This window comes from Kribbella sp. NPDC050124, from assembly GCF_044460355.1.
GTDB lineage: Bacteria > Actinomycetota > Actinomycetes > Propionibacteriales > Kribbellaceae > Kribbella.
The window spans coordinates 1-26,552 of the sequence record NZ_JBITJU010000021.1; the positions used below are offsets into that span (position 1 = coordinate 1).

General features: G+C 68.6%; 19 protein-coding genes and 1 riboswitch. Of the genes, 12 read left to right on the top strand and 7 right to left on the bottom strand.

Annotation, left to right across the window (positions count from 1 at the left end):
* Positions 1–91: 91 nt before the first annotated feature.
* Entirely contained in the window at positions 92–991 is a 900-nt protein-coding gene (locus ACIBL3_RS34845) for a winged helix DNA-binding domain-containing protein (protein WP_396358119.1), read from the bottom strand.
* A gap of 61 nt (positions 992–1,052) precedes the next feature.
* The gene (locus ACIBL3_RS34850; RefSeq protein WP_396358120.1) at positions 1,053–1,604 is read right to left on the bottom strand and encodes an RBBP9/YdeN family alpha/beta hydrolase; all 552 of its coding nucleotides are present in this window, start codon (positions 1,602–1,604) and stop codon (positions 1,053–1,055) included.
* An 85-nt stretch (positions 1,605–1,689) separates the two neighbouring features.
* Between ACIBL3_RS34850 and ACIBL3_RS34855 the strand changes: the two genes are divergently transcribed.
* Together ACIBL3_RS34855 and ACIBL3_RS34860 are read left to right on the top strand one after the other, a co-directional pair.
* On the top strand, positions 1,690–2,151 hold the full coding sequence (locus tag ACIBL3_RS34855) for an Lrp/AsnC family transcriptional regulator (protein WP_396358121.1): 462 nt from the start codon (positions 1,690–1,692) through the stop codon (positions 2,149–2,151).
* A 175-nt stretch (positions 2,152–2,326) separates the two neighbouring features.
* Positions 2,327–7,453, top strand: a complete 5,127-nt coding sequence (locus tag ACIBL3_RS34860; protein ID WP_396358122.1) for a fibronectin type III domain-containing protein — start codon at positions 2,327–2,329, stop codon at positions 7,451–7,453.
* 3 nt (positions 7,454–7,456) lie between these two features.
* Here ACIBL3_RS34860 and ACIBL3_RS34865 read toward each other — a convergent pair whose 3' ends face one another.
* Both ACIBL3_RS34865 and ACIBL3_RS34870 read right to left on the bottom strand, forming a co-directional pair.
* On the bottom strand, positions 7,457–8,299 hold the full coding sequence (locus ACIBL3_RS34865) for an SDR family oxidoreductase (protein ID WP_396358123.1): 843 nt from the start codon (positions 8,297–8,299) through the stop codon (positions 7,457–7,459).
* On the bottom strand, positions 8,296–9,750 hold the full coding sequence (locus ACIBL3_RS34870) for a flavin-containing monooxygenase (protein WP_396358124.1): 1,455 nt from the start codon (positions 9,748–9,750) through the stop codon (positions 8,296–8,298). The genes ACIBL3_RS34865 and ACIBL3_RS34870 overlap by 4 nt, the downstream gene beginning before the upstream one ends.
* A 72-nt stretch (positions 9,751–9,822) precedes the next feature.
* Between ACIBL3_RS34870 and ACIBL3_RS34875 the strand changes: the two genes are divergently transcribed.
* The 7 genes from ACIBL3_RS34875 to ACIBL3_RS34905 all read left to right on the top strand — a co-directional run bounded on the left by ACIBL3_RS34875 (position 9,823) and on the right by ACIBL3_RS34905 (position 18,674).
* Positions 9,823–10,410, top strand: coding sequence for a TetR/AcrR family transcriptional regulator (locus ACIBL3_RS34875; RefSeq protein WP_396358125.1), 588 nt, complete (start codon positions 9,823–9,825; stop codon positions 10,408–10,410).
* Between the two features lie 120 nt (positions 10,411–10,530).
* Positions 10,531–11,985: a M36 family metallopeptidase gene (locus ACIBL3_RS34880; RefSeq protein ID WP_396358126.1), complete on the top strand. Its 1,455-nt coding sequence runs from the start codon at positions 10,531–10,533 to the stop codon at positions 11,983–11,985.
* A 204-nt stretch (positions 11,986–12,189) separates the two neighbouring features.
* The gene (locus ACIBL3_RS34885; RefSeq protein WP_396358127.1) at positions 12,190–13,125 is read left to right on the top strand and encodes an oxidoreductase; all 936 of its coding nucleotides are present in this window, start codon (positions 12,190–12,192) and stop codon (positions 13,123–13,125) included.
* A 58-nt stretch (positions 13,126–13,183) separates the two neighbouring features.
* Positions 13,184–14,776 carry a CocE/NonD family hydrolase gene (locus ACIBL3_RS34890; protein WP_396358128.1) on the top strand — a complete coding sequence of 531 codons (1,593 nt, stop codon included), beginning with the start codon at positions 13,184–13,186 and terminating at the stop codon, positions 14,774–14,776.
* A gap of 178 nt (positions 14,777–14,954) precedes the next feature.
* Complete coding sequence (locus ACIBL3_RS34895) at positions 14,955–17,417, top strand: LamG-like jellyroll fold domain-containing protein (RefSeq protein WP_396358129.1); 2,463 nt, start codon at positions 14,955–14,957, stop codon at positions 17,415–17,417.
* An 84-nt stretch (positions 17,418–17,501) separates the two neighbouring features.
* Positions 17,502–18,329, top strand: a complete 828-nt coding sequence (locus tag ACIBL3_RS34900; protein WP_396358130.1) for an aldo/keto reductase — start codon at positions 17,502–17,504, stop codon at positions 18,327–18,329.
* Between the two features lie 4 nt (positions 18,330–18,333).
* Positions 18,334–18,401, top strand: a riboswitch (guanidine-III (ykkC-III) riboswitch).
* 21 nt (positions 18,402–18,422) lie between these two features.
* The gene (locus ACIBL3_RS34905) at positions 18,423–18,674 is read left to right on the top strand and encodes a hypothetical protein (RefSeq protein ID WP_396358131.1); all 252 of its coding nucleotides are present in this window, start codon (positions 18,423–18,425) and stop codon (positions 18,672–18,674) included.
* Here the strand turns inward: ACIBL3_RS34905 and ACIBL3_RS34910 are convergent.
* Positions 18,671–19,534 (bottom strand): hypothetical protein, encoded by an 864-nt coding sequence (locus ACIBL3_RS34910; protein WP_396358132.1) that lies wholly within the window; start codon positions 19,532–19,534, stop codon positions 18,671–18,673. The genes ACIBL3_RS34905 and ACIBL3_RS34910 overlap by 4 nt on opposite strands.
* A 290-nt stretch (positions 19,535–19,824) precedes the next feature.
* Between ACIBL3_RS34910 and ACIBL3_RS34915 the strand changes: the two genes are divergently transcribed.
* From ACIBL3_RS34915 to ACIBL3_RS34925, 3 genes are all read left to right on the top strand, one after another.
* On the top strand, positions 19,825–20,859 hold the full coding sequence (locus ACIBL3_RS34915) for an AAA family ATPase (protein ID WP_396358133.1): 1,035 nt from the start codon (positions 19,825–19,827) through the stop codon (positions 20,857–20,859).
* Between the two features lie 163 nt (positions 20,860–21,022).
* On the top strand, positions 21,023–22,015 hold the full coding sequence (locus ACIBL3_RS34920; RefSeq protein ID WP_396358134.1) for a DUF58 domain-containing protein: 993 nt from the start codon (positions 21,023–21,025) through the stop codon (positions 22,013–22,015).
* A complete protein-coding gene (locus ACIBL3_RS34925; protein WP_396358135.1) occupies positions 22,015–22,968 on the top strand; it encodes a VWA domain-containing protein in 954 nt (317 codons plus the stop codon). Before ACIBL3_RS34920 ends, ACIBL3_RS34925 begins: the two co-directional genes overlap by 1 nt.
* A 95-nt stretch (positions 22,969–23,063) precedes the next feature.
* On the opposite strand, the gene ACIBL3_RS34930 is transcribed toward ACIBL3_RS34925, so the two are convergent.
* Both ACIBL3_RS34930 and ACIBL3_RS34935 read right to left on the bottom strand, forming a co-directional pair.
* Positions 23,064–23,537 (bottom strand): hypothetical protein, encoded by a 474-nt coding sequence (locus tag ACIBL3_RS34930; RefSeq protein ID WP_396358136.1) that lies wholly within the window; start codon positions 23,535–23,537, stop codon positions 23,064–23,066.
* Between the two features lie 442 nt (positions 23,538–23,979).
* Positions 23,980–26,220, bottom strand: a complete 2,241-nt coding sequence (locus tag ACIBL3_RS34935; protein WP_396358137.1) for a glycoside hydrolase family 9 protein — start codon at positions 26,218–26,220, stop codon at positions 23,980–23,982.
* Between the last annotated feature and the right edge of the window lie 332 nt (positions 26,221–26,552).

The following is a 26,552-nucleotide window of genomic DNA, read 5'->3' on the forward strand; positions in this document are numbered from 1 at the left end:
GGAGAAAAGCTCCTCTTCGGACGCGGCAAAGATCTTCCTTTCCAGACAACCCAATCTTAGTTGGGTCGCTGTCCGGCAACCTCGGGGCACCTCAGACCTCTTGGAGGGTCAGGGCTTGGCGGGTTGCGGTGTCGATCCAGCGGGAGCGGTCGGCATGGGAGAGGAGGAGGTTGTCGTACTCGGGGAGGAAGCGGACCGGGACCTCGGTGTGTTCGTCGGGGAGGGTGATGTCGGGGAGGTCGTAGAGGGTGCGGCCGGATTCGGCGTCGGTGTAGGTGCGGAGGTCCAGGCGGTCGAAGACCTCGGACAGGCGGGTGAGGCCGGACCAGGTCTGGGCGTCTGCGACGGAGGCGGGTCCGTAGGCGGCGAGGTAGCGCCGTACCAGGTCGTCGACCGACGGGTTCGGGTCGACGGGGGAGCCTAGCCAGAGGTCGGCGGTCGACATCGCGGGGTTGCCGCCCTTGCCCCAGATGCCGCGGGGCGGGGTCTGGATGGTGGGGAGCAGGCAGCGTACGGCGTGGGCGAGCGCACCCGGCTCGCGGTCGGGCCAGAGCGGGCCCAGATGTTCGCGGAGTTGTACGGCGGTCGCGGGGCCCTCCGCCATGCGTTCGATGCCGGCCTTCAGTACGGCGTCGATGTCGAGACCCTCGAGCCGGTGCCGCCCGTACGTCATGTTCTGGAAGACCTCGCGCTCGAGCCGCGGTTGCGTGACGGCCCGGAACGCGAGGAAGTCCCGGCTCGACATCAGGTGGATCGTTGCCCGCATCATCGAACCGCGGACCGCCTCGCGGCTCTCCAGCAGCCCGGCGAGGTCGGCGGGCCCGAAGGTGGTCAGGCGGGTCCAGAGGCCGACGTACGGCGCGAGCGGCGACTGGGCCTGCATGCCGACGAGGTGCTCGATCGCCTCCAGCGCGGTCGCGTCACGGCGCTCGATCAGCCACTGGCGGTGCAGGGTGGCGCGGTTCTGGGCTTGCAGGCTCAACTTCGACATGGCTGATCCTCTCCTGGTTTACGGATCAACGCTAGGAGCGGAAGAGGTCAGGAGCAGTCCTCTATTCGCCAAGGCGGGTGCCGAGACCGGCCAGGAAGCTGGTGAGGAGTTGTTGTCCCTGCGGCCAGAGGCCGAGGTTGCTGTCGGAGTTGAGGTGGCCGTGGCTGCCGGTGATGATCAGCGGGACTTCCCAGGCGGTGGCGAGGCGGGTGGCGGCGTCGACGGTGCAGTACGGGTCGTTGTCGCTGGCAATCAGGACGGCTGGGACGGGGAGGGGGCTCGGGGTGAGGCCGGTGAAGGTCGGGAGCAGGTCGGCGGGGAAGGTGGGCGCGAGCGGGTCGGGTGGCGCGACCAGGAACACTCCGCGTACGGCGGATTGCGGGTCGGTGGTGAGGTAGTGGGCGGCGGCGTGGCAGCCGAGGCTGTGGGTAATCAGGACGGTCGGGTCGGGGGTTAGGGCGTTGGCGATGGCATTGGTCCAGTCGGCGAGGTCTGGGCTGGTCCAGGAGGTGGGGGCGATGCGGGTTGCGTTGGGGAGCCACTGGGATTGCCAGGTGGACTGCCAGTGATTGTGGTCCGAGCCGTCGAGGCCGGGGACGATGATGGATCGCATGAGTGGCTCCTGAGTGCTTTGGTGAGCTGTCAGGATGGGCGATGTCATCGGGGCCGGGCCAGACGAGCTGATGAAGTGAAGGCGGATGAGCGAATCGACGAGTAATCCATTGGACGACATCGACCGCGAGATCCTGGCGATCCTGCAGGCGAACGGGCGGCTCAGCGGCGCGGACATCGGCCGCAAGGTCAACCTGTCCCAGCCAGCGGTGTCGGCGCGGATCCAGCGGCTCGAGCGGTCCGGCGTGATCACCGGGTACCGGGCCGTCGTCGATCCTGCGCGCGTCGGTCTCAACATCCACGCCGTCGTACGGGTGCGTACGTCGCACGCCCGGATCCCCGATGCGCTCGAGTTGTTCGCCACGCTCGACGAGGTGACCGCGACGTACCGGCTGACCGGCGACGACTGCTTCCTGCTCGACGTGCACACTCCGGACGCCGGCCGGCTCGAGCAGGTGGTCGACGCGATCGGCCGGCTTGGGCCGGTGACCACCTCGCTCGTACTGCGCGAGTACCCGGTCAAACCGCTCGCGTCCGGGCGCAGCTGACCCTGGATCCACAAGAACGGTGCCCTCGGCAACGACTCTCGTAGCGTTGGCGGCGGGTAGGGATCTGCAGGTTGATGCAAAATCGCGGAACTGACTTACATCCCGCGTGCGCGGCACCTACGGTTTGGTTCCTGCCCAATGCTTGTGGCCCGTCAGGGCCGATCGTGGAGGACCTGTGCGCCGCGCATTCCGCCTTCTCTCGCTACCACTGCTGTTGTCCCTCTTACTGCCGAGCCAGCTCACCGCCCCGGCGACCGCGAATGCCGCGCCGGCGAAGTCGACCGCCGAGCCAGCTGCCGTGACACCCGGTACTGGCGGTGGACTGTACGTGCCGCTCGCCACGCAGGCCCGCGTGCTCGACACCGGTACGACGCCCATCGCCGCCAACACCCCGGTGACGTCGACCTTCACCGGCCGCGGTGGTCTTCCCACGACCGGGGTGGCTGCAGTCTCCGTCAACATCACCGCCGTGGGTCCGACCGCCGCCGGCCGGGTGGTCGCCTGGCCTGCCGGCGGGACCCAGCCCGGCGTCTCCGGCGTACTGTTCGCGGCCGGTCAGACCTATTCCAACGGCTCGTCCATCCTCCGGCTCAACGCCAACGGCCAGGCAACGTTCCTCAACGCGAGCACCGGTACGGTGCGCATCATCGTCGACGTGGCCGGCTACTACACGACCGACGAGTCGACGACCGGCGGCTCCCGGTACGTGCCGGTGAAGCAGACCCGGATCCTCGACACTCGGACCAACAACACCCCGGTGCCGGCGAAGGGGACGAGGACCTTCACCGCCGCCGGAGTCGGCGGTCTCCCCGCGGCGAGCGCGATCACGTCGGTCGCGATCACGCTGACTGCTCTCGCGCCGGCGACAGTCGGTGGAATGGTCGTCTACCCCGCAGGGTCCACAGCTCCCGCGGTCGCGCATGCCAGTTGGGCGGCCGGCCGGTCCAAGAGCAGCACCGTGGTGACCCGCGTGGCAACGAACGGCCAGCTCACGCTGGCGAACACCTCGAACGGCAGCGTGCATTTCCTCGCCGAAGTCACCGGTTACTACACCACCCCGACGAACAGCGCCGTGGCGTCGTCCCGGATCAGCACGCTGCCGGTCGCAGCCCGCGTCCTCGACACCGGCGGTACAACGCTGGTCCCGGCAGGCGGCAGCCGCACCCTGAAAGTGGCGGGTCTCGGCGGTCTTCCCGCAACGGAGCTGGCAGCCGTCTCGGCGAACCTGATCGTGGCCGGTACGGCGACCAGCGGTGACTTCGTCGCCTATCCGACCGGCGAGACCGCTCCGGTCGCCACTGATGCGATCGCCCTGCCGACGCACTACTCGTTCAACCAGATCCTCGTGCGCCCCAACGCGGCCGGCGAGATCACGATCCTGAACCGCAGCAACGCCGGAGCCCGGTTCTACCTCGATGCCTACGCCTACGCCATCAAGCCGAAGGTCCCCGCAGCTCCCACCGATGTGCAGGCCACCCCGGCCGACCAGAGCGTGAAGCTGTCGTGGACCGCCCCGCAGGACACGGGCGACCTGACGCTGAAGAACTACGAGGTGACCAGGACGCCGGGGAACGTGGTCACCACCGTGACCGGCACGAGTACGACGATCACCGGCCTCACCAACGGCTCGACGTACACGTTCAAGGTTGTCGCGGTGAACGGCGCTGGACGCTCACCCGCCGTTTTCAGTACGCCGGTGGCCCCCGCGCCCCCGGCTCCTCCGGGCCAGCCGTTCATCACCTCGGTGACCTCGCGCGACAGTGCGGCGTACGTCTCGTGGGACGCTCCCGCCGGGCTGCCCGAGGCCATCACCAGTTACACCGTGACGGCGACGCCTGGTGGCGTCACGATGACCGTGCCGGGGACGGCGCGTGAGGCCGTGCTGACAGGGCTCGTCAACGACACGACGTACGCCGTCACCGTGAAGGCCACCAACGCCATCGGGTCGGCGACATCCGACCCGCGCCCGGTGTATCCCGTCCTCGCGAAGGTGCCGCTGGCGCCGCCGATCAACGCGGTGACCGCGCTGAACGAACGCGTCGACGTGCAGTGGGTCCGGCCCGCCGACGGCGGTGCGGCGATCGACAACTACGAGGTGACCGCGGACCCGGGCGGCATCACCCAGACCATCCCGGCCGACACCACGGTCACGGCCTTGACCGGCCTGACCAACGGGCAGAGCTACACGATCAAGGTCCGCGCCCACAACAAGGCCGGGTACAGCACGGCCGCCACCACGACGAGTACGCCGGTGGCCGCGCGCGTGCCCGGGACACCCGATGACATCAAGGCTGCACCGTCGGCCAACGGCGTCGTACAGCTCAGCTGGAAGGCGCCGACAGACGTCGGCACCTCCGCGGTCACCGGGTATCGAGTCACCGTGACGCCGGGCGGACAGGTTGTCGACGTCACCAGCCCGTCGGCAACCGTCTCCGACCTCGACCCGGCGACCGAGTACAGCTTCACGGTCGCCGCGAAGAACGCGGCCGGGACCGGCGCCGCCACCACTCCGACCACCGGGATCAAACCCGCCCTGGCCGAGAAGGTGGCGCCGATCGTCCTGACCTCGCAGTCCCAGCAACAGATCAGCTCACTCACTCCGACAGCGATCGTCGCGGCCACGCCCACCAGCCAGCTGGCTGCGCTGCAGGTCGGCCAGATCGTCGTCGCCGGCGCCAGTCCGACCACACCACAAGGCTTCCTGCGCCGCATCACCAAGGTCCAGACCGTCGGTGGCCTGCTGGTCCTGAACACCGAGGACGCCGCGCTGAGCGACGTGTACGACGAAATGGCGCTGGCCACCCAGTTCCGGAGCACGACCGACGACGTCGCGACGTTCGTCCCGGCCGGGCCCGGCATCCGGTTGGCCGCACCCACGGCCGGCGGGAAGACCCGCAAACAAGGCGGCACCGCGAAGGTGCTCGGGGATTCGGAGGGCAAGCTCTACCTCAAGGACGGCAAGCTCGTGGTCGAGGTGGAGAAGGAGCTCGGGCGCGGCAGCCGGATCACGGGCTCGGCCACCTTCGACCCGAGGTTCGAGGGCAAGGTGGGCGCCGGCCTCCTGGCCACCTCGGAGTTCCGGATGACGTTCGACACCGAGTCGGCGTTCCGGTTCGACCTGGGCGTCGTGGGCGCGAAGGTGGAGCAGCGCATACCGCTGGGCAAGCTGATGCTGACCTGTATGAACTTCGTCGTCGCCGGCGTTCCAGTCGCCGTCTGTCCCGTGGGGGCCGTCGATCTTGTCCTCGGGGCGGACGGCCGGGCGGGCGTGGCCTTCGAAGTGTCGTACAAGCGCCGGCTCGGACTCGCTCTCAAGAGCGTGGGCCCGGACGTGGACTTCACCGGCATCAACGAGCCGATCGACGACCCCTTCACGTTCGAGCGCGGCGAACTGCTCGGCAACGTCGCGGCGTCGGCCGGGATGGCCGCGAAGTTCGTCCTGGCCTTCTACGGCCAGGGCGGTCCCGAGATCGAGCTCACCCCCTACCTCGAGTACGAGATCGACACCGCGTCGGACCCGATGGCCAAACTGGTCTTCGGTATCCAGCTCGGCGGCGGGCTCGAGTTCGACTTCCTCCAGCACAAACTCGTGCGCTGGGTCAAACCCGACGTGCTCAAGTTCGAGGAAGTCCTGTGGGACTCCGGTGGTCCGTTCCTCGGAGTGGTGATCGAGCCGGGCTCGGCCGAGCTCGCCATCGGTGGATCACAGCAGTTCACGGCCAAGGTGGTCGGATTCCCCGAAGAGCCGGCCACCTGGCGGGTGGTGAAGGGCCCCGGAACCATCGACTCCACGGGCCTCTACCGGGCCACCGCGGACGGCATGGTCGAGATCGAGGCTCTGATCCCGGCCGGCGTCGGCCATGGCGACCTGAAGAACACGGCGACCGTCAGGGTCAGCGGGTTCCTACCGTCGGAACCACGCAACGTGCGGGCGACGGCCGGTATCCGGACCGCCGAGGTCACCTGGGACGCCCCGGAGTTCTCCGGGCAGAACCCGATCACGCACTACTACGTCAGCACCTCGCCCGGGACCGGCGCCGTCAAGGTCCCGGTCACGGCCGGCAACCGCGTCACGCTCCGGAACCTGACGCCGAACACCGACTACACCGTGACGGTGTCGGCCGTGAACGCGGACGGCATCGGCCTGCCCGGCAGGTCGGGCACGATCACGCCCCGGACGACGACGCTGAGCGATCCGGGCGGAAGCGACATCACCGACGGCGTCGACGGTGAGGAGTCGGGGATCGACGGTGTCGTGTTCTCGGATTCCGGCCGGTACGCCTTCTTCGCCACCAAGAAGGTCGATCGGCAGTTCTACCTGATCCGGCGTGACCTGGCCGACCGCTCGGACGAGCTGGTGTCGGTCAAGGCCGACGGTACGACGCCCGAGCCGATCGCCAGCGATTTCCCGCAAGTGAGCAGTGCGACGACCGCTCCGAACTACGCGACGTCCGGCGAAGGGCGCTACATCGCCTATCGCACGGCGGCCGGCTCGGTGAATCAGAACGACCAGATCGCCGTCCGGGACCTGGAGACCGGCGAACACTGGACCACCCCGGTGACCCCCAACAAGGTGAGCGTTTTCAGACTCTCGGCCGACGGCCAGAAGGTCACCTACATCACCGGCAGCGGGGGGTTCGGGACGCGCAGGGTCTATCAAGCCACCAAGGGGCAGACGGACGCCGCCTGGCTCGACGGCTGCTTCGACCCGAAGTCCTGCGGCTCGGGCTCACCGCTCGTCCTCGGCGTGACACCCGACGGCAACACTGTGATGTACAACTTCGAGACCGAGGACCCGGCGAGCCCATACCTCACCGCGACCAACCGCGTGATGCTCATGGACGTCCGCACTGGCCAGAAGACCATGCCCTACGTCAACAAGGGTCTGAACTTCGGCGATCCGATCTTCAGCAGCGACGCGTCCTGGCTCACGTCCGGCGTCAATCTCGGCGACGATTTCAACCCGAAGTACGCGCTCGTCGCCCGTAAGGTCGGCACTGGACCGTTGGGGGTCGGCGACGTCCTCTTCCAGGGCACCACGGACCCGTTCGACATCAGCAACGACGGCGAACGCATCGCATGGCGCGACGGCTGGACCTTTGACGGCTATCCGGATCCGAGACGCCTGCACGTCTACTCCCGTTCCGCCGGGACCAACTGGACTGCGCCGACCGTCCCGAACGCCGGCTACTACCTCGACGACCTCGTGGACCTGGCCCCTTCCGGCTCCGCGGTCTCCTGGCGCACCGTCGACGAGAACAACGCGTTCCTCAGCAAACCCTGGGGAGCCGCTCTCGACTAGCGACTATCGCGAGGTGCTGAAGTTGCTGACCCGCGCCGCGTACGCCGATCGCGCGGCCGGGTCAGCGTGGAGGCCGCGGTCGTCGCCCAGCAACCGCATGCCGAGGGCAACCAGCGAGGTCGGGGTCAGACCGTCCAGCGCCTTCCATCCGGGTCGCAGCCAGCGGGGCACCGAGATCTCGGCCTGGCGGGTCCGGCAGGTGCGCAGTACGGCGGAAGCGACGTCGGACGGGTCCACGGTCGGCATGACCCCGCCGAGGCGGACGCCGGAGGAGAGGGAGGTGCGTACGGCGGACGGGAGTACGGCGCTCGCGGTGACGCCGGTACCGTGGAGCTCCCGGCGTACGGCGGCGGTCAGGCCGACGGCGGCGTACTTGGAGGCGTTGTAGACGGCCATTCCCGGGAACGGGATCTTGCCGGCCATCGAGGCGATGTTCACCACATGGCCGTTGCCGCGGGCAATCATGTCGGGGAGGACCAGGCGCATGCCGTGGATGAGGCCCCACACGTTGACGTCGAGGATGGTGCGGCTGAGGTCGTCGGGTTCGTCGAGGAAGCGGCCGAGCGGCATCACCCCCGCGTTGTTCACCAGAATGTCGATCCGCCCACTGTCGGCAATCACAGTGTCGACAAAAGACAGGTAGGACTCCCGTGAGGTGACATCCAACGGCCAGGGCCCGTGAATCCGGCCCACGAGGTCGGTGGGGAGTTCGGGCGCTACAGTCTCGAGGTCGCCGGTGTACACGATCGCGCCGGCGGATGCGAAGGCGGTTGCGGTGGCCAGGCCGATGCCGCGGGCGGCGCCGGTGATCACGACGACGGCGCCGGGGAGGGCGAGCGGTTTCATCGGGCTACCTCCAGGGGTTTGGAGATCGCGTAGTGCAGGGGGTCGAAGCGGGCTACGTCGCGTTGGAGGCGGGCGCTGGACCAGGGCCAGCTGAAGCTGTTGCGGCCGTTGATGTCGTGGTAGTAGCTGGCGCAGCCGCCCTTCTCGTAGACGGTGCCGGCCAGGGCCGACTGGACTTCGGAGACGAAGGCTGCCTGCACCTCCGGGCGTACGTCGAGACTCGACCAGCCGCGATGGATCAGTGCGGACACGGCGGCCAGCACGTGGTCGAGTTGGGCTTCCAGGATCGTGAAGGCCGAGGTGTGGCCGGTGCCGAGGTTCGGCCCGAGCAGGTTGAAGAGGTTCGGGAAGCCGGAGACCGCGGTCCCGAGGTAGGCCTGCGGTGAGCCCTTCCACACGTCGGCCAGGCTCTGTCCGGTTCCGTCGTACACCCGGGACGTGATCGGCAGGTCGAGGATTTTGAACCCGGTCCCGAGGATCAGCACATCTGCCTCGACCCGCGAGCCGTCGGCGCCGACCACGACCGGGCCGTCGAACCGCGTGACCGCGGTCGGGTGCACCGAGACGTTCTCGGCGGCCAGTGCCGGGTAGTAGGTGTTCGACATCAACAACCGCTTGCAACCCAACGTGTACGTCGGAGTGAGCGCGGCGCGCAATGTTGCCGATGGCACCGATCGACGCAGGTGCAGCCGGCCGACCGCCTCTGCCAACCGCATCAGCCGGGGATGGCGGAAGCCGAGTCCGAGTGCCTCCATCGCGAGGTACTCGCCCCGCCGCAGCGCGCGCTGCAGAACCGGGAACCGCCGGAACAACCACCGCTCAGCCGAAGGCACGTGATGATCCGGCTTCGGCAGCACCCATTGCGCGGTCCGCTGGAAGACGTGCAGCGACTCGACCTCCGGCTGGATCGCCGGAATGAACTGCACGGCAGACGCGCCCGTGCCGATGACGGCGACCCGCTGGCCGGCCAACGAGACCGAGTGATCCCACCGGGAGGAGTGGAAGACCGGCCCGGAGAAGGTCCCCGGGACCGATGGCATCAACGGCTCGTGCCATGGACCGGTGGCCGTGATCAGGATCCGTGCCTCGATCGGTCCGGTCGAGGTCTCCAGTGACCAGAGGCTGCGATCCGGATCCCAGGACGCGCGCAACAGGTCGACGCCGAACCGCACGTGCGGCAGCACGCCGTACCGCGACGCCGTATCGGCGAGATACTGCAGGATCTCCGCCTGCCCGGCAAAGGCCCGGGTCCAGGAGGGATTCGGCGCGAACGAGTACGAGTACAGCGCCGACGGCACGTCGCACGCACACCCCGGATAGGTGTTGTCCCGCCATGTCCCGCCCAGCGACGACGACTTCTCCAGTACGGCGAAGTCGGTGATCCCCGCCTGCTTCAACCGGATCGCCGCGCCGAGCCCAGATGCTCCGGCGCCAACCACCACGACGTCCATAGGATACCTCCAGAAACCAACGGTATCCGAATACTCAGAGGATGCCAATACCGCAGGCACTAGAGTCGGACCATGCCGAGGATGACGCGGGCGGAGAGCCAGGCGCGGACCCGCGAGACGCTGGTGGCGACCGCGACCGAGCTGTTCCTGCGGGACGGGTACGGCGCGACGTCGCTGGAGAAGGTCGCGGACGAGGCCGGCTACTCCAAGGGCGCGGTCTACTCGAACTTCCGGAACAAGGACGAGCTCTGCCTGGCCGTGGTCGACGCGATCCGCGCCGACCAGGCGCACCGGATGGCGACCGCGCTGGAAGGCGCCGCCACGCTCGAAGCGATGCTGCAGTCGTTCCAGCGTTGGGCCGAGGCCACCATCGGCGACCAGGCGTGGACCGTCTTCGAGGTCGAGTTCGCCACCCGGGCCCGCCAGGACGACGTCGTACGGCGGGAACTCGCGCAGCGGAACGCGCAGATCCGGGACGCGGTCACCGTTCTGCTCGAGGAGCACGCGAAGGAGTTCGGCATCACGCTGCCGATGCCTGCCGCGGACTGCGCGACCGCGTTGCTCAGCCTCGGCGTCGGACTGGGCGTGCAGCGCGCGATCGACCCCGACGTCGGCGTCTCGGTGCTGCCCAACGTCATCCGCCTGCTCGCGGGTGGCTGATTTCCCTTGCGCGCGCGGACCGGGGTGACTTTCTGCTTCCCACCGGGCACAAGCGCGAACTAGGGTTCGACGGATTGTAGTTGTTGCGTTACGCAACTCGTCCACCTAGGAGGGGAACATATGGCGAAACGCGTGATCGCGGTCGTCACTGCCGGTCTGGCCACTGTGTCGATGGGGATGTCGTTCACCAGCGCCGCGGGGGCGGCGCCGGAGGCCAAGCCTGTGAACGGCCTCGAATTGATCAAGACCAAGACCTCGTTGCTCGGCAAGCACTACTGGTACCAGCAGACGTTCAAGGGTCTGCCGGTCATCAACGGGTACTACGCCAAGCACGTGACCACATCCGGCGGCGTCCAGATCGCCGACGGGCGCGACGCCGTACCGGCGAACCTGGACGTGACCGCCAAGGTGCCGTCGGCAACGGCGACCAAGTCCGCCAACGCGGCGGTCAGCGCCCGCGCCGCCCGGGCTCGGATCGCCGGACCGGAGAAGGACGTCACGCCGGCTCCGGCCGCGACCGACGGTGCCGCGCAACTCGCCGTCGTCGGTGGTCCGAACGCGCGACTCGTCTGGAACGTCACCAGCCGGTCGGCCCAGGGCGTCACCCGCTCGCTCGTCGACGCCAAGTCCGGCGACGTGGTCGAGTCCAAGGTGATCAGCGACCACGCCGACGGGCGCGGCATCGTGTTCGACCCGAACCCGGTGGTGAGCGAGCGGGACGAGAAGCTGACCGACCAGGACGACGCCAACACCGACGAGTTGTTCCCGGCGCACAAGAACGTGATCCTGCGCAACCTGGCCGGCAACGGCAAGCTCGAGGGCACCTACGTCAACATCGTCAAGGCGAAGGGCGGGCTGGCCGAGAGCGCGAACAACCAGTTCCTGTACTTCCGCGACGACGACCGGTTCGAGCAGGTGATGGCGTACTACCAGGTCAACCAGACCCAGGAGTACATCCACAGTCTCGGGTTCACCGAGGTGAACAACGAGTCCCAGGACTTCGAGATCAACACCTACAACGGCGACAACTCGTTCTACGACCCGTCGAAGGACGTCATCACGATGGGCGAGGGCGGCGTCGACGACGGCGAGGACGCCGAGGTGATCTGGCACGAGTACGGTCACGCGATCCAGGACGACGTCGTCCCGGGGTACGGCGAGTCGCTGCAGGCCGGCGCGATCGGTGAGGGCTTCGGCGACTACTGGGCCGTCACGATGTCGGTGCCGGTGAGCCGGAACTTCGACCTGCCGTGCGTGATGGACTGGGACGCCACGTCGTACACGACCACCGAGCCGCACTGCCTGCGCCGTACCGACACCGGCAAGACCACCGACGACATCGTCGGCCAGGTGCACGACGACGGTGAGATCTGGTCGAACGCGCTGTGGGACATCCACAAGGCGCTCGGCCGGACCAAGGCCAACAAGGTGATCCTCGAGGGCACGTTCTTCTACGCGCCGGACACCTCGTTCGCCGACGCCGCCCGCGTCACCGTCCAGGCGGCCCGCCTCCTCTACGGCAAGGCCACCGCCGCCAAGGTCACCGAAGCCTTCCAGGCTCGCAAGATCCTCTGACGAACACCAGGTTGTGCGCCCACGGCCAAGGGCTTGTCGGGTCATCCCCTGCCTACTGCGCGGCACTCGGCACGGCACCTCGCCGCACTGGCGCGAAGGCCACGATGCTCCGCATCGAGACCTCCGCTCCAGCACGCCGATGCACCGCACCGAGCACCTGCTCGCTACGGCATGGGATGACCCGACAAGCCCTACTGTGGGCGCATGACCTGGAGTACGGCGGACATCCCTGACCTGACCGGACGGCGTGCGCTCGTCACCGGTGCCACCAGCGGACTCGGCTACGAGACGTCGCTCGAGTTGCTCCGGCACGGCGCCGAGGTGCTGATCGCGGCGCGGAATCCGGAGAAGGCGGCTCAGAGAGCCGGCGACCTCAAGCAGGCGTCCGGCCGGGAGCCGATCGTCGTCGAGCTCGATCTGGCCGATCTGACGAGTGTCGAGAAGGCGGCCGACCGGGTCAGGAAGTCCTACGACAAGCTCGACCTGCTGGTGAACAACGCCGGCGTGATGGCGACGCCGTACCGGCAGACCGTCGACGGGTTCGAGCTGCAGCTGGGGACCAACCATCTCGGGCACTTCGCCCTCACCGGGCGGCTGCTGCCGTTGTTGCTCAAGGCACCTTCCAGTCGGGTGGTGACGGTCAGCTCGTTCATGCACAAGACGGCGCGCAGCATCCACGAAGGCGACTTCCGGCGGCCCGAGCCGGGCTACTCGAAGTGGGTCGCGTACGGGAAGTCCAAGCTCGCCAACGTGCTGTTCATGCTCGAGCTCGAGCGCCGCGCGCGGGCAGCCGGGGCCAACCTGATCAGCGCCGGCGCCCACCCCGGCTACGCGGCGACCCATCTCCAGACGCACGGCCCGGAGCTGGCAGGCCGCTCGATCGAGGCGAGGGTGTGGACCGGCATCAACAAGCTGGTCGCGCAGTCCGCGGCCGCCGGTGCCTGGCCGAGTCTCTACGCCGCGACGAACCCGGATCTCCGGCCAGGGTCGTACGTCGGGCCCGGCTTCTTCGAGTACCGCGGCAAGCCGGCGATCGCGCTGCCGAGCCGGACCGCGCAGGACCCGGAGCTGGCCGAGCGGCTGTGGACCTGGTCGGTCGCGGCGACCGGAGTGGATCCGGTACTCACCGTGCCGAGGTAGTGACACAGCGGTAGCTTTGTGGTTACCCTCCGGTAATCCCGAGCCGGAGGTCGTCCCCGTGCGCAGAATCGCAGCCGCCCTTGCGGTCGTCCTTGCCCTGATAACGATCGGACCGGCCGTTGTCGCCGAGGCGGATCAGGCCGGCTTCAGTACGTCATACCAGCGCATCCCCGGCGCGGGCGGGATCGAGATCGGCGCGGTGGTGCTCACGCCGACCGGTCAGGGCGACGGCCCGTTCCCGTTGGTCGTGATGCCGTCCAGCTGGGGTGTGCCGAACGTCGAGTACGTCGGCCAGGGCGCGAAGCTGGCCAAGTCCGGGCTCCAGGTCATCTCGTACTCGAGTCGCGGCTTCTGGGACACCGGCGGCGGGATCGACATCGCCGGTCCGCCGACCGTAGCCGACGTCAGCGAGGTGATCGACTGGGCGGATGCGCACACGCCGGCCGACACCAGCCGGGTCGCGGCGGTCGGGATCTCGTACGGCGCCGGCACGTCACTGCTCGCGAGCGCGCAGGACCCGCGGATCAAGGTGGTCGGCGCGATGAGCGGCTGGGCGGACCTGATCGCCTCGCTCGATCCCAACGACACCGTCGCACTCCAGTCCGTCGCCGGTCTGCTTGCCTTGGGCAATATCACCGGTCGACCGGGTCCGGAGATGGCGTCACTGCAGGCGAAGTTCCTCACCGGGAACTTCGACGGCGCGATCGCCGAGGCCAAGCAGTTCGCGCCGGTCCGATCCGCGGCGACCATGGTCGACCGGATCAACGCCAACCGCCCGGCCGTGTTCCTGGCCAACGCGTTCGAGGACTCGATCTTCCCGCCGACGCAGTACACGGACTTCTTCACCCGGCTGACCGGACCGAAGCGGCTGCTTCTCGCGCACGGCGATCACGCGACGCCCGAGGCCTCGGGCGCGATCGGCCTACCAAACGAGACGTGGGACGAGCTCGCTGCCTGGCTGCACCACTACCTGACCGGCGCGGACAACGGCGCCGACGACGAGGCCCCGGTGCAACTGAAGTCGCAACGTGGAGTCTGGCGGGGCTACTCGAGTTGGGTGGCCGTCGGGCAGTCGCGTACGTCGTACCTCACCAAGCCGAGCGGGTTGTCGCGGACCGGTGGGCTGCAGGCGCAGGCGTCGACGGGGTGGAGCAGCGGGATCGGAGCGGGTGTGCCGACGATTGCCGACAGTGGCGTGGCGCTCGTTTCCGGTGCTCTGCAAGGGCTTCTGTCGATTCCGACCGGGGTTGCGACGCCGTTGGTGGACCGGTCGTTCGCGGGCGTCTGGTCCGGCCCGGTCTCTACCAGTGGTGCCGTCATCAACGGTGCGCCGAAGCTGCATCTGACGGTGCAGCCGTCCGGCCCGGACACCTCGCTGTTCGCCTATCTGTACGACGTCGACGCGCTCGGCATCGGCTCGTTGATCGCGCACAAGCCGTTCACGTTGCGCGGGGCGACACCTGGCAAGGCGGTGCCGATCGATCTGCGGCTGGAAGCGACCAGTTGGGAGGTGCCGGCCGGGCATCACCTCGTCCTGGTGGTCGACACGGTCGATCCGCGGTATCTCGGTCGCAGCGTGATCGGCAAGACGGTCACGTTCAGCTCCCCGGCCGGCGACCCGTCCTCGATCACCATCCCAGTGGCGTCATAACCCTCACCCGTCGAGGCTTCCTCGGCACGGCCGCCATGGTCGCGATCCCAACCGGCCGCGCGCAGTCGCCAGGTCTGCGTCCTACCTGCTTGATGTTTGATTCTGCGCGACCTCTTGCGTTTCTGTGGTGAGAGCGTTGTCATGGGGATCGCCTTTCTCCGCCCCTGAAAGGAGCCCCATGTCCAGATTCAGACCGCTGACCGCTGTCCTCGTCCTGTTGTCGACAATCCTGATGCCGACAGCCCAGGCAACTCCCGACTGGCAGCTCGGTACGCCGCCACTCAGCACCCCGTGGACCGACGACGTGTCCCCGACCAACGCACTGCCCGAGTACCCGAGACCCCAGCTGACCCGTCCCGAGTGGCGGAACCTCAACGGTCTCTGGGAGTTCGCTGCCGCGGCACCGGGCGAGCAGCCGCCGATCGGTCGGACGCTGGCCGAGAAGGTGCTGGTCCCGTACCCGATCGAGTCCGCCCTGTCCGGTATCCAGCGACACGAGGACCGCATGTGGTACCGCCGTACCTTCACCGTCCCTGAAGGCTGGAGCGGCAAGCGGCTCGTCCTGCACTTCGGGGCCGTCGACTACGACGCGAAGGTCTGGGTGAACGGCCGCCAGGTCGCCACCCACCGCGGCGGGTACGACGGTTTCGACGTCGACGTGACCAATGCATTGCACCGCAAGGGCTCGCAGGAGCTGATCGTCTGGGCCGAGGACCTCACCGACGAGACGTTCCAGCCGATCGGAAAGCAGCGCGAGGTCGGCGACCGCGGCATCTTCTACCAAGGCAGCTCCGGCATCTGGCGCACGGTCTGGATGGAGCCCGTCAACGCCGCCGCGATCGACCGCCTCCACATCACTCCAGATCTGGCCGGCGGAAGTTTCAAGGTCACCGCCGACACCTCCGGGCCGACCGGGCTCGACGCCGAGGTGACGGCGTACGACGGCCGGCGCGCGGTCGGCCAGGTCCGCGGCAAGGCCGACACCCAGCTCCGACTGCCGATCGCGAACCCGAAGACCTGGTCCCCGGACAGCCCGTTCCTGTACGACCTCAAGGTCAAGCTGATCGACCGCGGCAAGGTCGTCGACACCGTCGGCTCGTACGCCGGGATGCGTTCGGTCGGCCTGCTCGAAGGCGCGGACGGCAAGCTGCGGATGGTGCTGAACGGGAAGATCCTTTTCAACCTGTCCACGCTGGACCAGGGCTTCTGGCCGGACGGGCTGAACACCGCGCCGACCGACGAGGCGCTCCGCTTCGACCTGGAGCAGCACAAGGTCCTCGGCTTCAACACCGTCCGCAAGCACATCAAGGTCGAGCCGGACCGCTGGTACTACTGGGCCGACAAGCTCGGCCTGATGGTGTGGCAGGACATGCCGTCGTCGAAGACCGACGCGATGCCCGAGCCCTGGCGGACCCAGTTCAAGGCGGAGCTCCACGAGCTGATCGAGGAGCACAAGAGCTTCACGGCGATCACCGTCTGGGTGCCGTTCAACGAAGGCTGGGGGGAGTGGGACCAGGCCGAGACCGGGCGGATCGCCGACTCGGTCAAGGCGCAGGACCCGTCCCGCCTGGTGAACGCACACAGCGGCGTGAACTGCTGCAACTCCAAGGGCGACTCGGGCCGCGGCGACCTGATCGACCACCACGCGTACCTCGGCCCGGCCACGTCCGCGCCGGCCGGTGCACGCGGCGCCGTGGACGGCGAGCACGGTGGCTTCGGCCTGAAGGTCGCCGACCACATGTGGTTCGGCGACGGCTTCGCCTACGAGATGACGCCGGACTCGGCCACCCTCACCCGCCGGTACGTCGAGAACCAGCGCGACGTCCTGCGATCGGCGAACACCTGTGGCATCGGCGGCTCGGTCTATACCCAGATCACCGATGTCGAGGGCGAGCTGAACGGCTTCTTCACCTACGACCGGCAGGTCCCGAAGATGGACTTCGCCCAGGTGCGGGCCGTCAACCAGGCCATCATCGCCGGCGCCGACGGCACCGGGACCGGCGGCCCGAACCCGGGCCCGGGCACACCAGGGGCCGACGGCATCCACTTCTACCCGCTCGACGGCAGCGCGGAAGATGCTGTCGGCAACAACGACGCAACCCTGGTGGGCGGGGCAACCTTTGCCCCGGGCAAGAACGGCGAAGGCGTTGCCCTGAACGGATCCGCGCAGTACGTCGACACCGGCGCCGCGCTGCTCGACACCAATGGCAACTACTCGGCGGCCGCCTGGGTGAAGCTGAACAAGGCCGACGGCGCGTTCCAGACCGTAGTCAGTCAGGACGGCGAGCGTGACAGCGCCTTCTTCCTGCAGTACTCCGGCCAGGACCAGCGGTTCGCGATGAGCTTCCCGGGTGTGCGCGCACTCTCGCCGACGAAGCCGAATCCGGATCAGTGGTACCACCTGACCGGCGTACGCGATGTCGTGAAGGGTGAGCTGAAGCTCTACGTGGACGGGCAACTGGTGGCCACGAAGCCCGCGTGCAGCCTGGACGCGACGTCGACCGGGAACACCGTGATCGGGCGGGCCAAGTTCGGCGGCAACCAGGTCGACCACCTGGACGGCACCGTCGACCAGGTCCACGTCTACGACCGCGCCCTGACCGACGCGGAGGTGCGAACCCTCTACGACTCCGGCCGCTAGCGCCAACGCGAGGGTTCGGGATGCGAGTTCGGCGTCAAACCCCGATCCTGGTGAGAGACTGCCGACCAGGGAGGTGACAGTGCGATGGCTGCTCCCAGTCGCGCCCTTGCGCACCTCGTGACGAACAGGTTCCGGCCGCCCCGGTTCGGGCTCGGTAGTTCGCGACTCGGCGAACCGCCGGGTCCGGACGGGGACGCCAAGGCGGTCGCCACCGTCGACGCGGCGTACCAGGCCGGCATCCGGTTCTTCGACACCTCACCGGCGTACGGCGTCGCCGAGCAACGACTCGGTACGGCGTTGCAGCGGCGGCCCCGTGGTGAGTTCCTGGTGTCGACGAAGGTGGTCGCCGACGCGCGGGAGTCGGTGAAGGCGAGTGTCGAGCGGCTCGGGCTCGCGGTGGACCTGGTGTTCGTCGAGGATCCAGCTGCGGTCGAGACGGTGTACCCGGAGCTGGACGAACTGCGGCGCGACGGCGTGATCAAGGCGATCGGCGTTGCGTCGGGCGACTGGCGACTGCTCGACGAGATCGTTCGCGACGTCGAGCTGGACACGGTTCTGCTGGCCGGGCAGTACTCGCTGCTCGACCAGTCCGCGCGGCCGCTGCTCGATCGTTGCCTGGCACGCCAGGTCTCGGTGATCGTGTCCGGCATCCTCACGCCGCAGATCCTGCAGGCCGAGCAGTCGAGCGACCCGGCAACAATCCGCGCCCGCCGGATCTCCGCGGTCTGCGAGCGGTACGGCGTCTCGCTGCCACAGGCCGCACTCGCCTTTCCCACCAGGCATTCCGCGGTCACTTCAGTGCTCATCGCGGCGGCCAGCGCGGCGGAGATCCGGGCCGACGCGGCCCTCGTCCGGCAGCCGGTGCCGGCGAACCTGTGGCGCGATCCGGACTTGGCGCGGTTGGTATCCTGAAAGAGAGGAGCCGCGATCTGCGGTTCCCCGGACGAGTGGCGTCGTACCCGGTCCACGACAAGACGACGCCCGCCCCCAGGAGGGGGTCCTCCGATGCATGCCATTGACATCGTCGAGATCGCCGGTGCGCTCACCATCCTGACCGCCTTCGCGGCCGCCCAGGCCGGATGGTTGCGGCAGCGCACCACGTCGTACCAACTGCTGAACCTGGTGGGCTCGGCCGTACTGGCAGTGATTGCCGCGGTCGAGTCGTCCTGGGGCTTCCTGCTGCTGGAAGGCACCTGGGCCGTGATCAGCCTGATCGGGCTACTGAGTCTGACCCGCACTCGCGAGTCGACGACCTAGAACTTGTCGCCCGGATCGCCGGTGCCGGGGCTGCCACTCGTGCTCGGCAGGGTCGTCGGGATCCCGGTGGTCGGGCTCCCCGGCGTCGGGCTGGGACCGGTGGTCGGCGTCGGCCCGGTGGTCGGCGCCGGCGGCGGCGTGGTCGGAGTGACCGTGACCGTCGACGTGTTGGTCGGGGTCGGGATGACCGGCTCCGGCTCGAGCGGCTCGGCGTTGCGGAACAACAGCCAGGCCAGCAGGACGGCCAGCGCCATCACGACCGCCATCGCGAGCAGGGACAGCACGAGCGCCCACCGCGACGCCGCCCGCAGCGCGCTCGGCCACGGCAACGGCCAGATCCGGAACAGGCCCGGGCGCCGCCGGCCCTCCCAGTAGTGCAGGAAGTCGGGACCACGGAACCGCCCGAGGTGCGGGATCCGGTCCATCAGTACGGCGGACAGCACGTCCTCACCGCGGCGCTCGGCGATCAGCCGCTCGTCCGAGGCCGCGCTCGAGCCGTCGTCCTCACGGATCGGCCCGATCGCGACCCACAGCGCGAGATCGTCGTCGTCACCGTCGTTGTGCGCCAGGACCGCCTCGTCCGGCAGGTCGTCGACCGCGGTGACGAACCGGTCCCGGGCCGCGGCGTCGTCGGCCGAGCCCTCGGTCATCATCGCCACCACCGCGTCCACGCCGGTCTCGTCGCTGGCGGCGTACAGGTAACCGGCCGCGTTCGCGCCGAGCCGCCCGCGCAACCAGTACGCGCCCACCCGGGGCGGGTCCTCCGGCAGCAGCGGCAATGCGTCCGGAATCGCCCGGGCAGGTGCCTCCTCCGGCGCATCCGCCGGCCGCACCTCGGTGGAGGATTCCGTCGCTGTCATCACCCCAATCCCACCACATCCCCGGTAGCACTGTCGCCACACCCGGATACCGGACGGCCGCCGCACCCACTTTGTGCACGGGGTGAGCGTTTCCGGCGGTCCGCGGTACGCGAACCGTGCACAAAGTCGCCGGCTACGTCGATTTGCGTGATCGGGGAGGATGGGGGGATGGAGCTGGTGGGCCCTGCGGGCGGGGGACCCGGGGATCTGATGGAATGGCCGGTGTTGTGAGTGCGCCGGGCGACGGCGCGGCGTTGACAAGGTCCGAGGCGGACCCCGGAAGGACAGGCATGACCGAAACCACTGTGCCGGCTGGATCGGTGGCCCAGCAGTCCCGGCTGATCGGCGAGGCGATCAGCGAGGTCAAGCGGGTGATCGTCGGCCAGGAGCACATGGTCGAGACGCTGATGGTCTCACTGCTCGCGAAGGGACACTGCCTGCTCGAGGGTGTCCCCGGTGTCGCCAAGACGCTCGCGGTGCGGACCTTCGCCTCGGTGGTCGGCGGCACCTTCGCCCGGATCCAGTTCACCCCCGACCTGGTCCCGTCCGACATCGTCGGCACCCGGATCTACCGGCAGACCCGGGAGACGTTCGACATCGAGCTCGGCCCGACGTTCGTGAACTTCGTCCTCGCCGACGAGGTGAACCGGGCCCCGGCCAAGGTGCAGTCGGCGATGCTGGAGCTGATGGCCGAGCGGCAGGTGTCGATCGGCGGCCAGACCTTCCCGATGCCGAAGCCGTTCATCGTGATCGCCACCCAGAACCCGATCGAGTCCGAGGGCGTCTACCCGCTGCCGGAGGCGCAGCGGGACCGGTTCCTGGTGAAGATCGACGTACCGCACCCGCGCGGGCACGAGGAGTTCGAGATCCTGCGCCGGATGAGTGTGGACCCGCCGGAGCCGCGGCAGGTGCTGAAGCCGGAGACGATCCTCGAGCTGCAGCGGTCGGCCGAGCAGGTCTTCGTGCACAACCTGGTCGCGGAGTACGCGGTCCGCCTGGTGATGGCGACCCGGACGCCGTCAGACTTCCACCTGCCCGACCTGGAGCCGATCATCGAGCTCGGCGTCAGCCCGCGCGCGACCCTCGGCCTGATCTCGGCCGGCCGGGCGCTGGCGCTGATCCACGGCCGCGACTACCTGCTGCCGAGTGACATCCAGACCGTCGCGCTGGACGTGATGGGGCACCGCCTCGGCCTGACCTTCGACGCGGTGGCCGACAACATCGACCCGCGCGCCGTGATCGAGCGCATCCTGGCCACCGTCCCGCCGCCGCAGCCGGTCTGGCGCGACGGCGCCGACGGCACTGGCCGCCCGGAGTTCGTCTAGTGCTCCGGACCGGGGAGTGCTTGGCGCTGGCGACGCCCAGGCACGCACCTCACGGCACCAGCCGAGCATCCACGATGCTCCGCATCGAGGACGCTCGTCCGGCACCGCGATGCACGCACCTGAACGCCGCCATCACTCAAGCACTCCCCGGCCCGGAGCACTAATGCCCAACCGACCAGACCCGCGGGCTGCGATGACGATCTCGCAGCTCGCTCCCGAGCGGGCGCTCCGGCGGCTCGAGCTGACCGTCGTACGGCGCCTGGAGGGGTACCTGCACGGTGAGCACCTGGGGCTGCTGCCCGGTCCCGGCACCGAGCTGGCCGAAGCCCGCGAGTACCAGGTGGGCGACGACGTACGGCGGATGGACTGGGCGGTCACGGCGCGGACGACGGTTCCGCACGTGCGGGACCTGATCGCGGACCGTGAGCTGGAGACGTGGGCCCTGGTCGACCTGTCCGCCTCGATGGACTTCGGTACGTCGCAGCTCGAGAAACGGGAGCTGGCCGTCGCGGCAGTGGCCACCGTCGGGTTCCTGACGCATCGACTGGGCGACCGGTTCGGCGGGTTGATGTTGCGTGACTCGGCGCTGCGGCGGTGGCCGGCGCGGTCCGGGCGGCTTGCTCTGTACGGGCTGCTGCGGGCGCTACTTGCCGAGCAGGTGAACGGTGACCAGGAGGCGCACCGCAGCGACCTCACGGCGGCGCTGGAGTCAATGGCCCGCACGCAGCGCAAGCGTGGACTCCGGGTGATCGTGTCCGACTTCCTGACCCCGGAGGACAGCGAGATCGACGCCCGGATGGAGCCGTCCTGGGAGCGGGCGATGCGCAAGCTCACCGCGCAGCACCAGGTGCTCGCGGTCGAGATCGTGGACCCGCGCGAGCTGGAGATGCCGAACATCGGCGTCGTCCTGGTCGGCGACCCCGAGACCGGCGCGGTGCGGGAGATCGACACCCGGCGGCGCAAGGTCCGGGAGGCGTTCGCGACCGCCGCGCTGGCGCAACGGGAACGAACCAGGGCCGCTTTGCGTAGGGTAGGTGCGGGGCATTTGGTCCTCAGGACCGATCGTGACTGGGTCGCCGACACCGTGCGGTTCGTGCTCGCCTACCGGCGGGTCGCGCCCCGCCTGCACCAACCGCCGAAGGGAGTGACTCGCTGATGGAGTTCCTGTCTCCCGGGCGGTTGTGGTTCCTGCTGATCATCCCGGTCGTCGTCGCCGGCTACATCTTCCTGCAGCACCGCCGGGCCCAGTACGCGCTGCGCTTCACCAACATCGCCCTGCTCGATCGGGTCGCGCCGCGGCGCCCGCAGTGGCGGCGGCACCTGGCCGTCGTCCTGGCGCTGCTGGCGGCGCTGTCGTGCATCGTGGCGTTCGCGCAGCCCAAGGACCAGGTGAAGGTGCCGCGCGAGCGCGCCACCATCGTGGTCGCGATCGACGTGTCGCTGTCGATGATGGCCACCGACATCGAGCCGAACCGGCTGGAGGCGGCGAAGAAGTCGGCGAAGAACTTCATCAACACGCTGCCGTCCAAGTTCAACGTGGCACTGGTGAACTTCGCCGGTACAGCGTCGATCATCGTGCCGCCGACCACCGACCGGGCCACCGTGTTGCGGTCGGTGGACGGGCTGGAGCTGGCCGAGTCGACCGCCACCGGTGAGGGCATCTTCACCTCGCTGCAGGCGCTCACCCAGGTCCCGCCGGACCCCGATCACCCGAACGACCCGGCCCCGGCGCGGATCGTGCTGCTGTCGGACGGCAAGCGGACGGTCGGCCGGACCGCCCAGGAGGGCGCGCAGGCCGCGAAGGCGAAGAACACGCCGGTCTACACGATCTGCTTCGGCACCGACTCCGGCTTCATCGAGATGGACGGCATCCGGCAGCGGGTGCCACCGGACCGCGCCGAGCTGCGCAGCGTTGCCGAGATCAGCGGTGGCGAGGCCTACACTGCCGAGTCGGCCGGTGAGCTCGAGGACGTCTACAAGGACATCGGCTCCTCGGTCGGGTACGACGAGGTGGACAAGGAGGTCACCGCCCGGTTCGCCGGTATCGCGATGATCTTCACCCTGGCCGCCGCCGGCGCCTGCATCGCCCTCGCCTCCCGGTTCCCGTAGGACTGCGACGGCCACCCACGCTGGACTGCATGGGTGGCCGCGGGATTCACAGGCGAGAAGACCTCTCGAGCGGTCTTCTCCCTGTCAGGTGGTTGTCAGGTCACCGGCACCGTGATCGTGTCGGAAACGATGCCGTCCTCGAGCAGCGTGAGAGTGGCGTCTCCGAACGTGACGTCGATGATCTCAGGTGTCCACTGATCGTTCGGGCACGTCGGCGTCGGAGGCAACGGGTTCGGATCGTCGCTCTCCAGACTGAATCTGAACTGGCCGTTGCGTGGCGTTGCCAGCGGTCCGCTGGATCCGGCCACGTCTACTGCCGTGTCTTGACCTGGGGCGACGTTGCCGCCCGGGTTGGTGCACTCGACCGAGGCGATGCCGTCGGCCGCAACGGTGATCTCGAACGTGGTGCCGCCGAGGCCGGCAACCTTGCCGGTGCACAGGACCGTCACACCTTCGTCGGTGCAGGTCGGCGTCCCGACGAAGTGGCCGCTCTGTGCGAACGCGGGCGTTGCAGTCAGCCCGAAGATCGCGAGCACAGCGGCCAGCATGAGTACTACAGATCGTTTCATTTCTTCCCCCAGCCCAACGCAGCGAAGTGCTGCGCAGCTGCTGAACCAAGTATGAGCAAGGGGTCTCCACTGGAGACATGCCAAATCGTCGCGCTGCTCCCGCACCGCGGCGGCGCGCGCGCTCTCGCCCGAAGTGACAGGCCCATCCCCAGACCCCGGAGATCCGTTTCCTGATTCCTGGTGGAACCGCACGATCACCCGGCGGCACTGCTCAGACACAGACCGGGGACGCGCAGCGCTTCGCGCACGATGCTTGCGATCCCCACTCTGCATCCGCCGCTCCCCCAGAGCTGTCGGCGTCGCCGAGAACTCTCAACCGCAACATACGCCGGTCCGGGAACAAATGAATAGATGGGGTAATCAAAATTTGTGAGTAATTCAGCTGGTGATATTACCGTCGCGTAAGAGGATCAGTATCCGGTGAAATTCCGTGGCGAACCGGTTAATGCGTGGGCGCCGGTCGGGAAGGCCACCGGCTGTCGGCGTAGGCGGTGAGCCAGGACAGGGCGGAGTTCCAGTTCACCGCGACCTCGTTGGTGGAGTAGGAGCCGATCTCGTCGATGTAGCACTTGGCCGGTGCGCAGCCCTGGAGGTTGCGCTGGGCAACGGGATCCTGCAGGCCGGAGTTCGGCCCGCCGGCCAGCGAGCCCGGGTACGGCGACGGGAGCGCCGGATTCAGCGAATGGGCCCAGAACCGGTGGTGCTGGTTGTGGCTGGATCGCTCGCCGTAGCCGGTGATGTACGACGTGCCGACCGCGTTGCGGCCGAGCAGGTAGTCGAGTGACTCCAGGGCCGCCGAGCGGTACGCCGTACGCTCGGTCAGGTCGGCCGCGATCGCGAGGATCATCGCGTTGTTCGCCGTACCGCTGTTGGAGCCCCAGACGTACTTGCCGTCGGCCGGTTTGTAGGGGTTGGCGTAGCCCTGGGCGCTCAGGTCGGCGAGGTAGACGTTCGCCGCGTCGACGATCCGCTGGTGAACTTTCCAGTTGTCGACAATCGATAGGCGCCACGGCACGCGGGCGAGTGCGAGGTCGGCCAGTCCGCCCGTCTCCTGCCACGAGAAGCCGTCCGCGGCCTTGAATCCTGTTGTAATGAAGCGTTTGTACGACGCCTCGCCTGATGCGGCGAACAACTCCGCGGCGGCCCAGGAGAATTCGTCGGTCACCTTCGTGTCGTCGTATGCGCCGCCACCTTCACCACCGGGCGGCGCATAGAGCGCTGGGTGCTGGCGGGCAGCGTTCCAGGCTTTCTCAGCAGCGGTCAGGCAGCGCTTGGCCAGTTGGCGGTCCCAGCGGGCGTAGACGCGTGCACAGCGCGCGCCGACGGCGGCCAGGTTGAGGGTCGCCGCGGTCGACGGCGGGTAGAGGTACCGCTGCTGCGGGTCGGCGGCCGGCGCGAGCGGAAGGCCGGTCCACTTCTCGTCGTGCATCTTGTGATGCACCATCCCCGCCAGCGGCTGACCGGCCGGGACCTGCATCCGCAGTACGAAGTCGAGCTCCCACCGCGCTTCGTCCAGGACGTCGGGGATCCCGTTGCCTGCCTCGGGAATCCGGAGCGCACCGTCGGCGGTGCCGGACTGTTCGTAGAGGTCGAGCAGTTGCCACGCCGCGAGAGCGCCGTTGACGACGTATTTGCCGTGGTCGCCGGCGTCGTACCAGCCGCCGCGTACGTCGAGGCTGTAGTCGCAGGTGCCGGGGAAGCAGGGGACTGAGGTGTCGCCCTTGTTGGGTGCGATCCCGAGGTGTCCGGCGGGTCGCGCGTACTGCGCACCGACGTACTCGGCCTTGATCTCGATGCCGCTGCGGTTGTTGTAGAAGTACTCCAGCGCGTCTCGGCGGAGATCTGTGTAGATCCGGTCGCCGATGTCGAACGGCTCGCTCAGGTCGTCGCCGACTGCGAGCCGGAAGCCAGTGTCCTTCTGGTGGAAGCGGGCGAAGTCGATCAGTTGGACGTCATCACCCGAGGCCGCGTCGGCGCCGTACGGCTTGGTATTGCCGGTGGCAACGATCTGGTTGGTCGCATCGACCAGGCGCCAGTCGAGGGCGGTCGTTGCCTTGGTCACGTATGTCGCCCGCTTCGGGCCGCTGGTGAGATAACCGAGCTGGTTGACGCGCACTGGCGAGCCGTAGTCGGGGATGCCGCCCGGTGGCAGGAGTCCGCCGACGACCGAGATGTTGTCGAGGCACAGCGTGTACGGCTCGGTCGCTCCGCCGGCCTGGAACGACACCTGGCCATGCGTGTCGGTGATCGGCGACGTACCGGTGAATTCGAAGGTCGTCGGCGTGGTCGTCACGTCGACCGCTTGGTTCAGCACTGTCGAGTACGGCGCGGCCGCTTGCTGGAGCGCGGTACGGAACTGGACCGGACGGCTCGCCGACGCCTCGAAACGCAGCGTGTACGGCTGCCCCTGCTCGAGCGGAAGGTCGTCCTGCCCGATCATCGCGTCCCACGGGTTGACGGTCCCGGCCGGCACCTGCGCGCACAGCCGTCCGTCCGCGACCTCGGCCGGGAAGTTGCTCCACCACGGGTCCTTGCCGGTGTCGAACGTCCCGTTGAGGACCCGCTCGTACGGCGGATCGGCCGTGGCGGCTGCTGTCGACGTGACGGCCGGGGTGGACGCGGTGAGCAGGGCGAGGGTGACGGTCAGGGCGATCGCGCCGGATCGCCGTCGGAGAGTGGGCATGGGCGGGCCTCCGAGGAGCCGTGGTGCCTGGGCGGGCACCGGTAGAGCGCTGGGAGCGCTTGCAGTACACCGGTGAAGTTGCGATCGGCGTGGTGAGCATGCTGCCGACGGCTGGCTGCCATGTCAAGACTCAGAAGGCCTTCACAAGTGGGGTGTCAGTACCCTATGGTCAGCGCTGGAAGCGCTCCCAGTTTCGAAGCCGATCAGCCTCTCACCTGTCAGATCGGGTTCCCGACCGGGCGCTGACCCAGCGGCGTCACCGTGGCCTCTGCGTCCGCCGTACTGGGAGCGCTCCACCCCATCCCCAGACCTGTACTTCGCCCCAGAGGAGG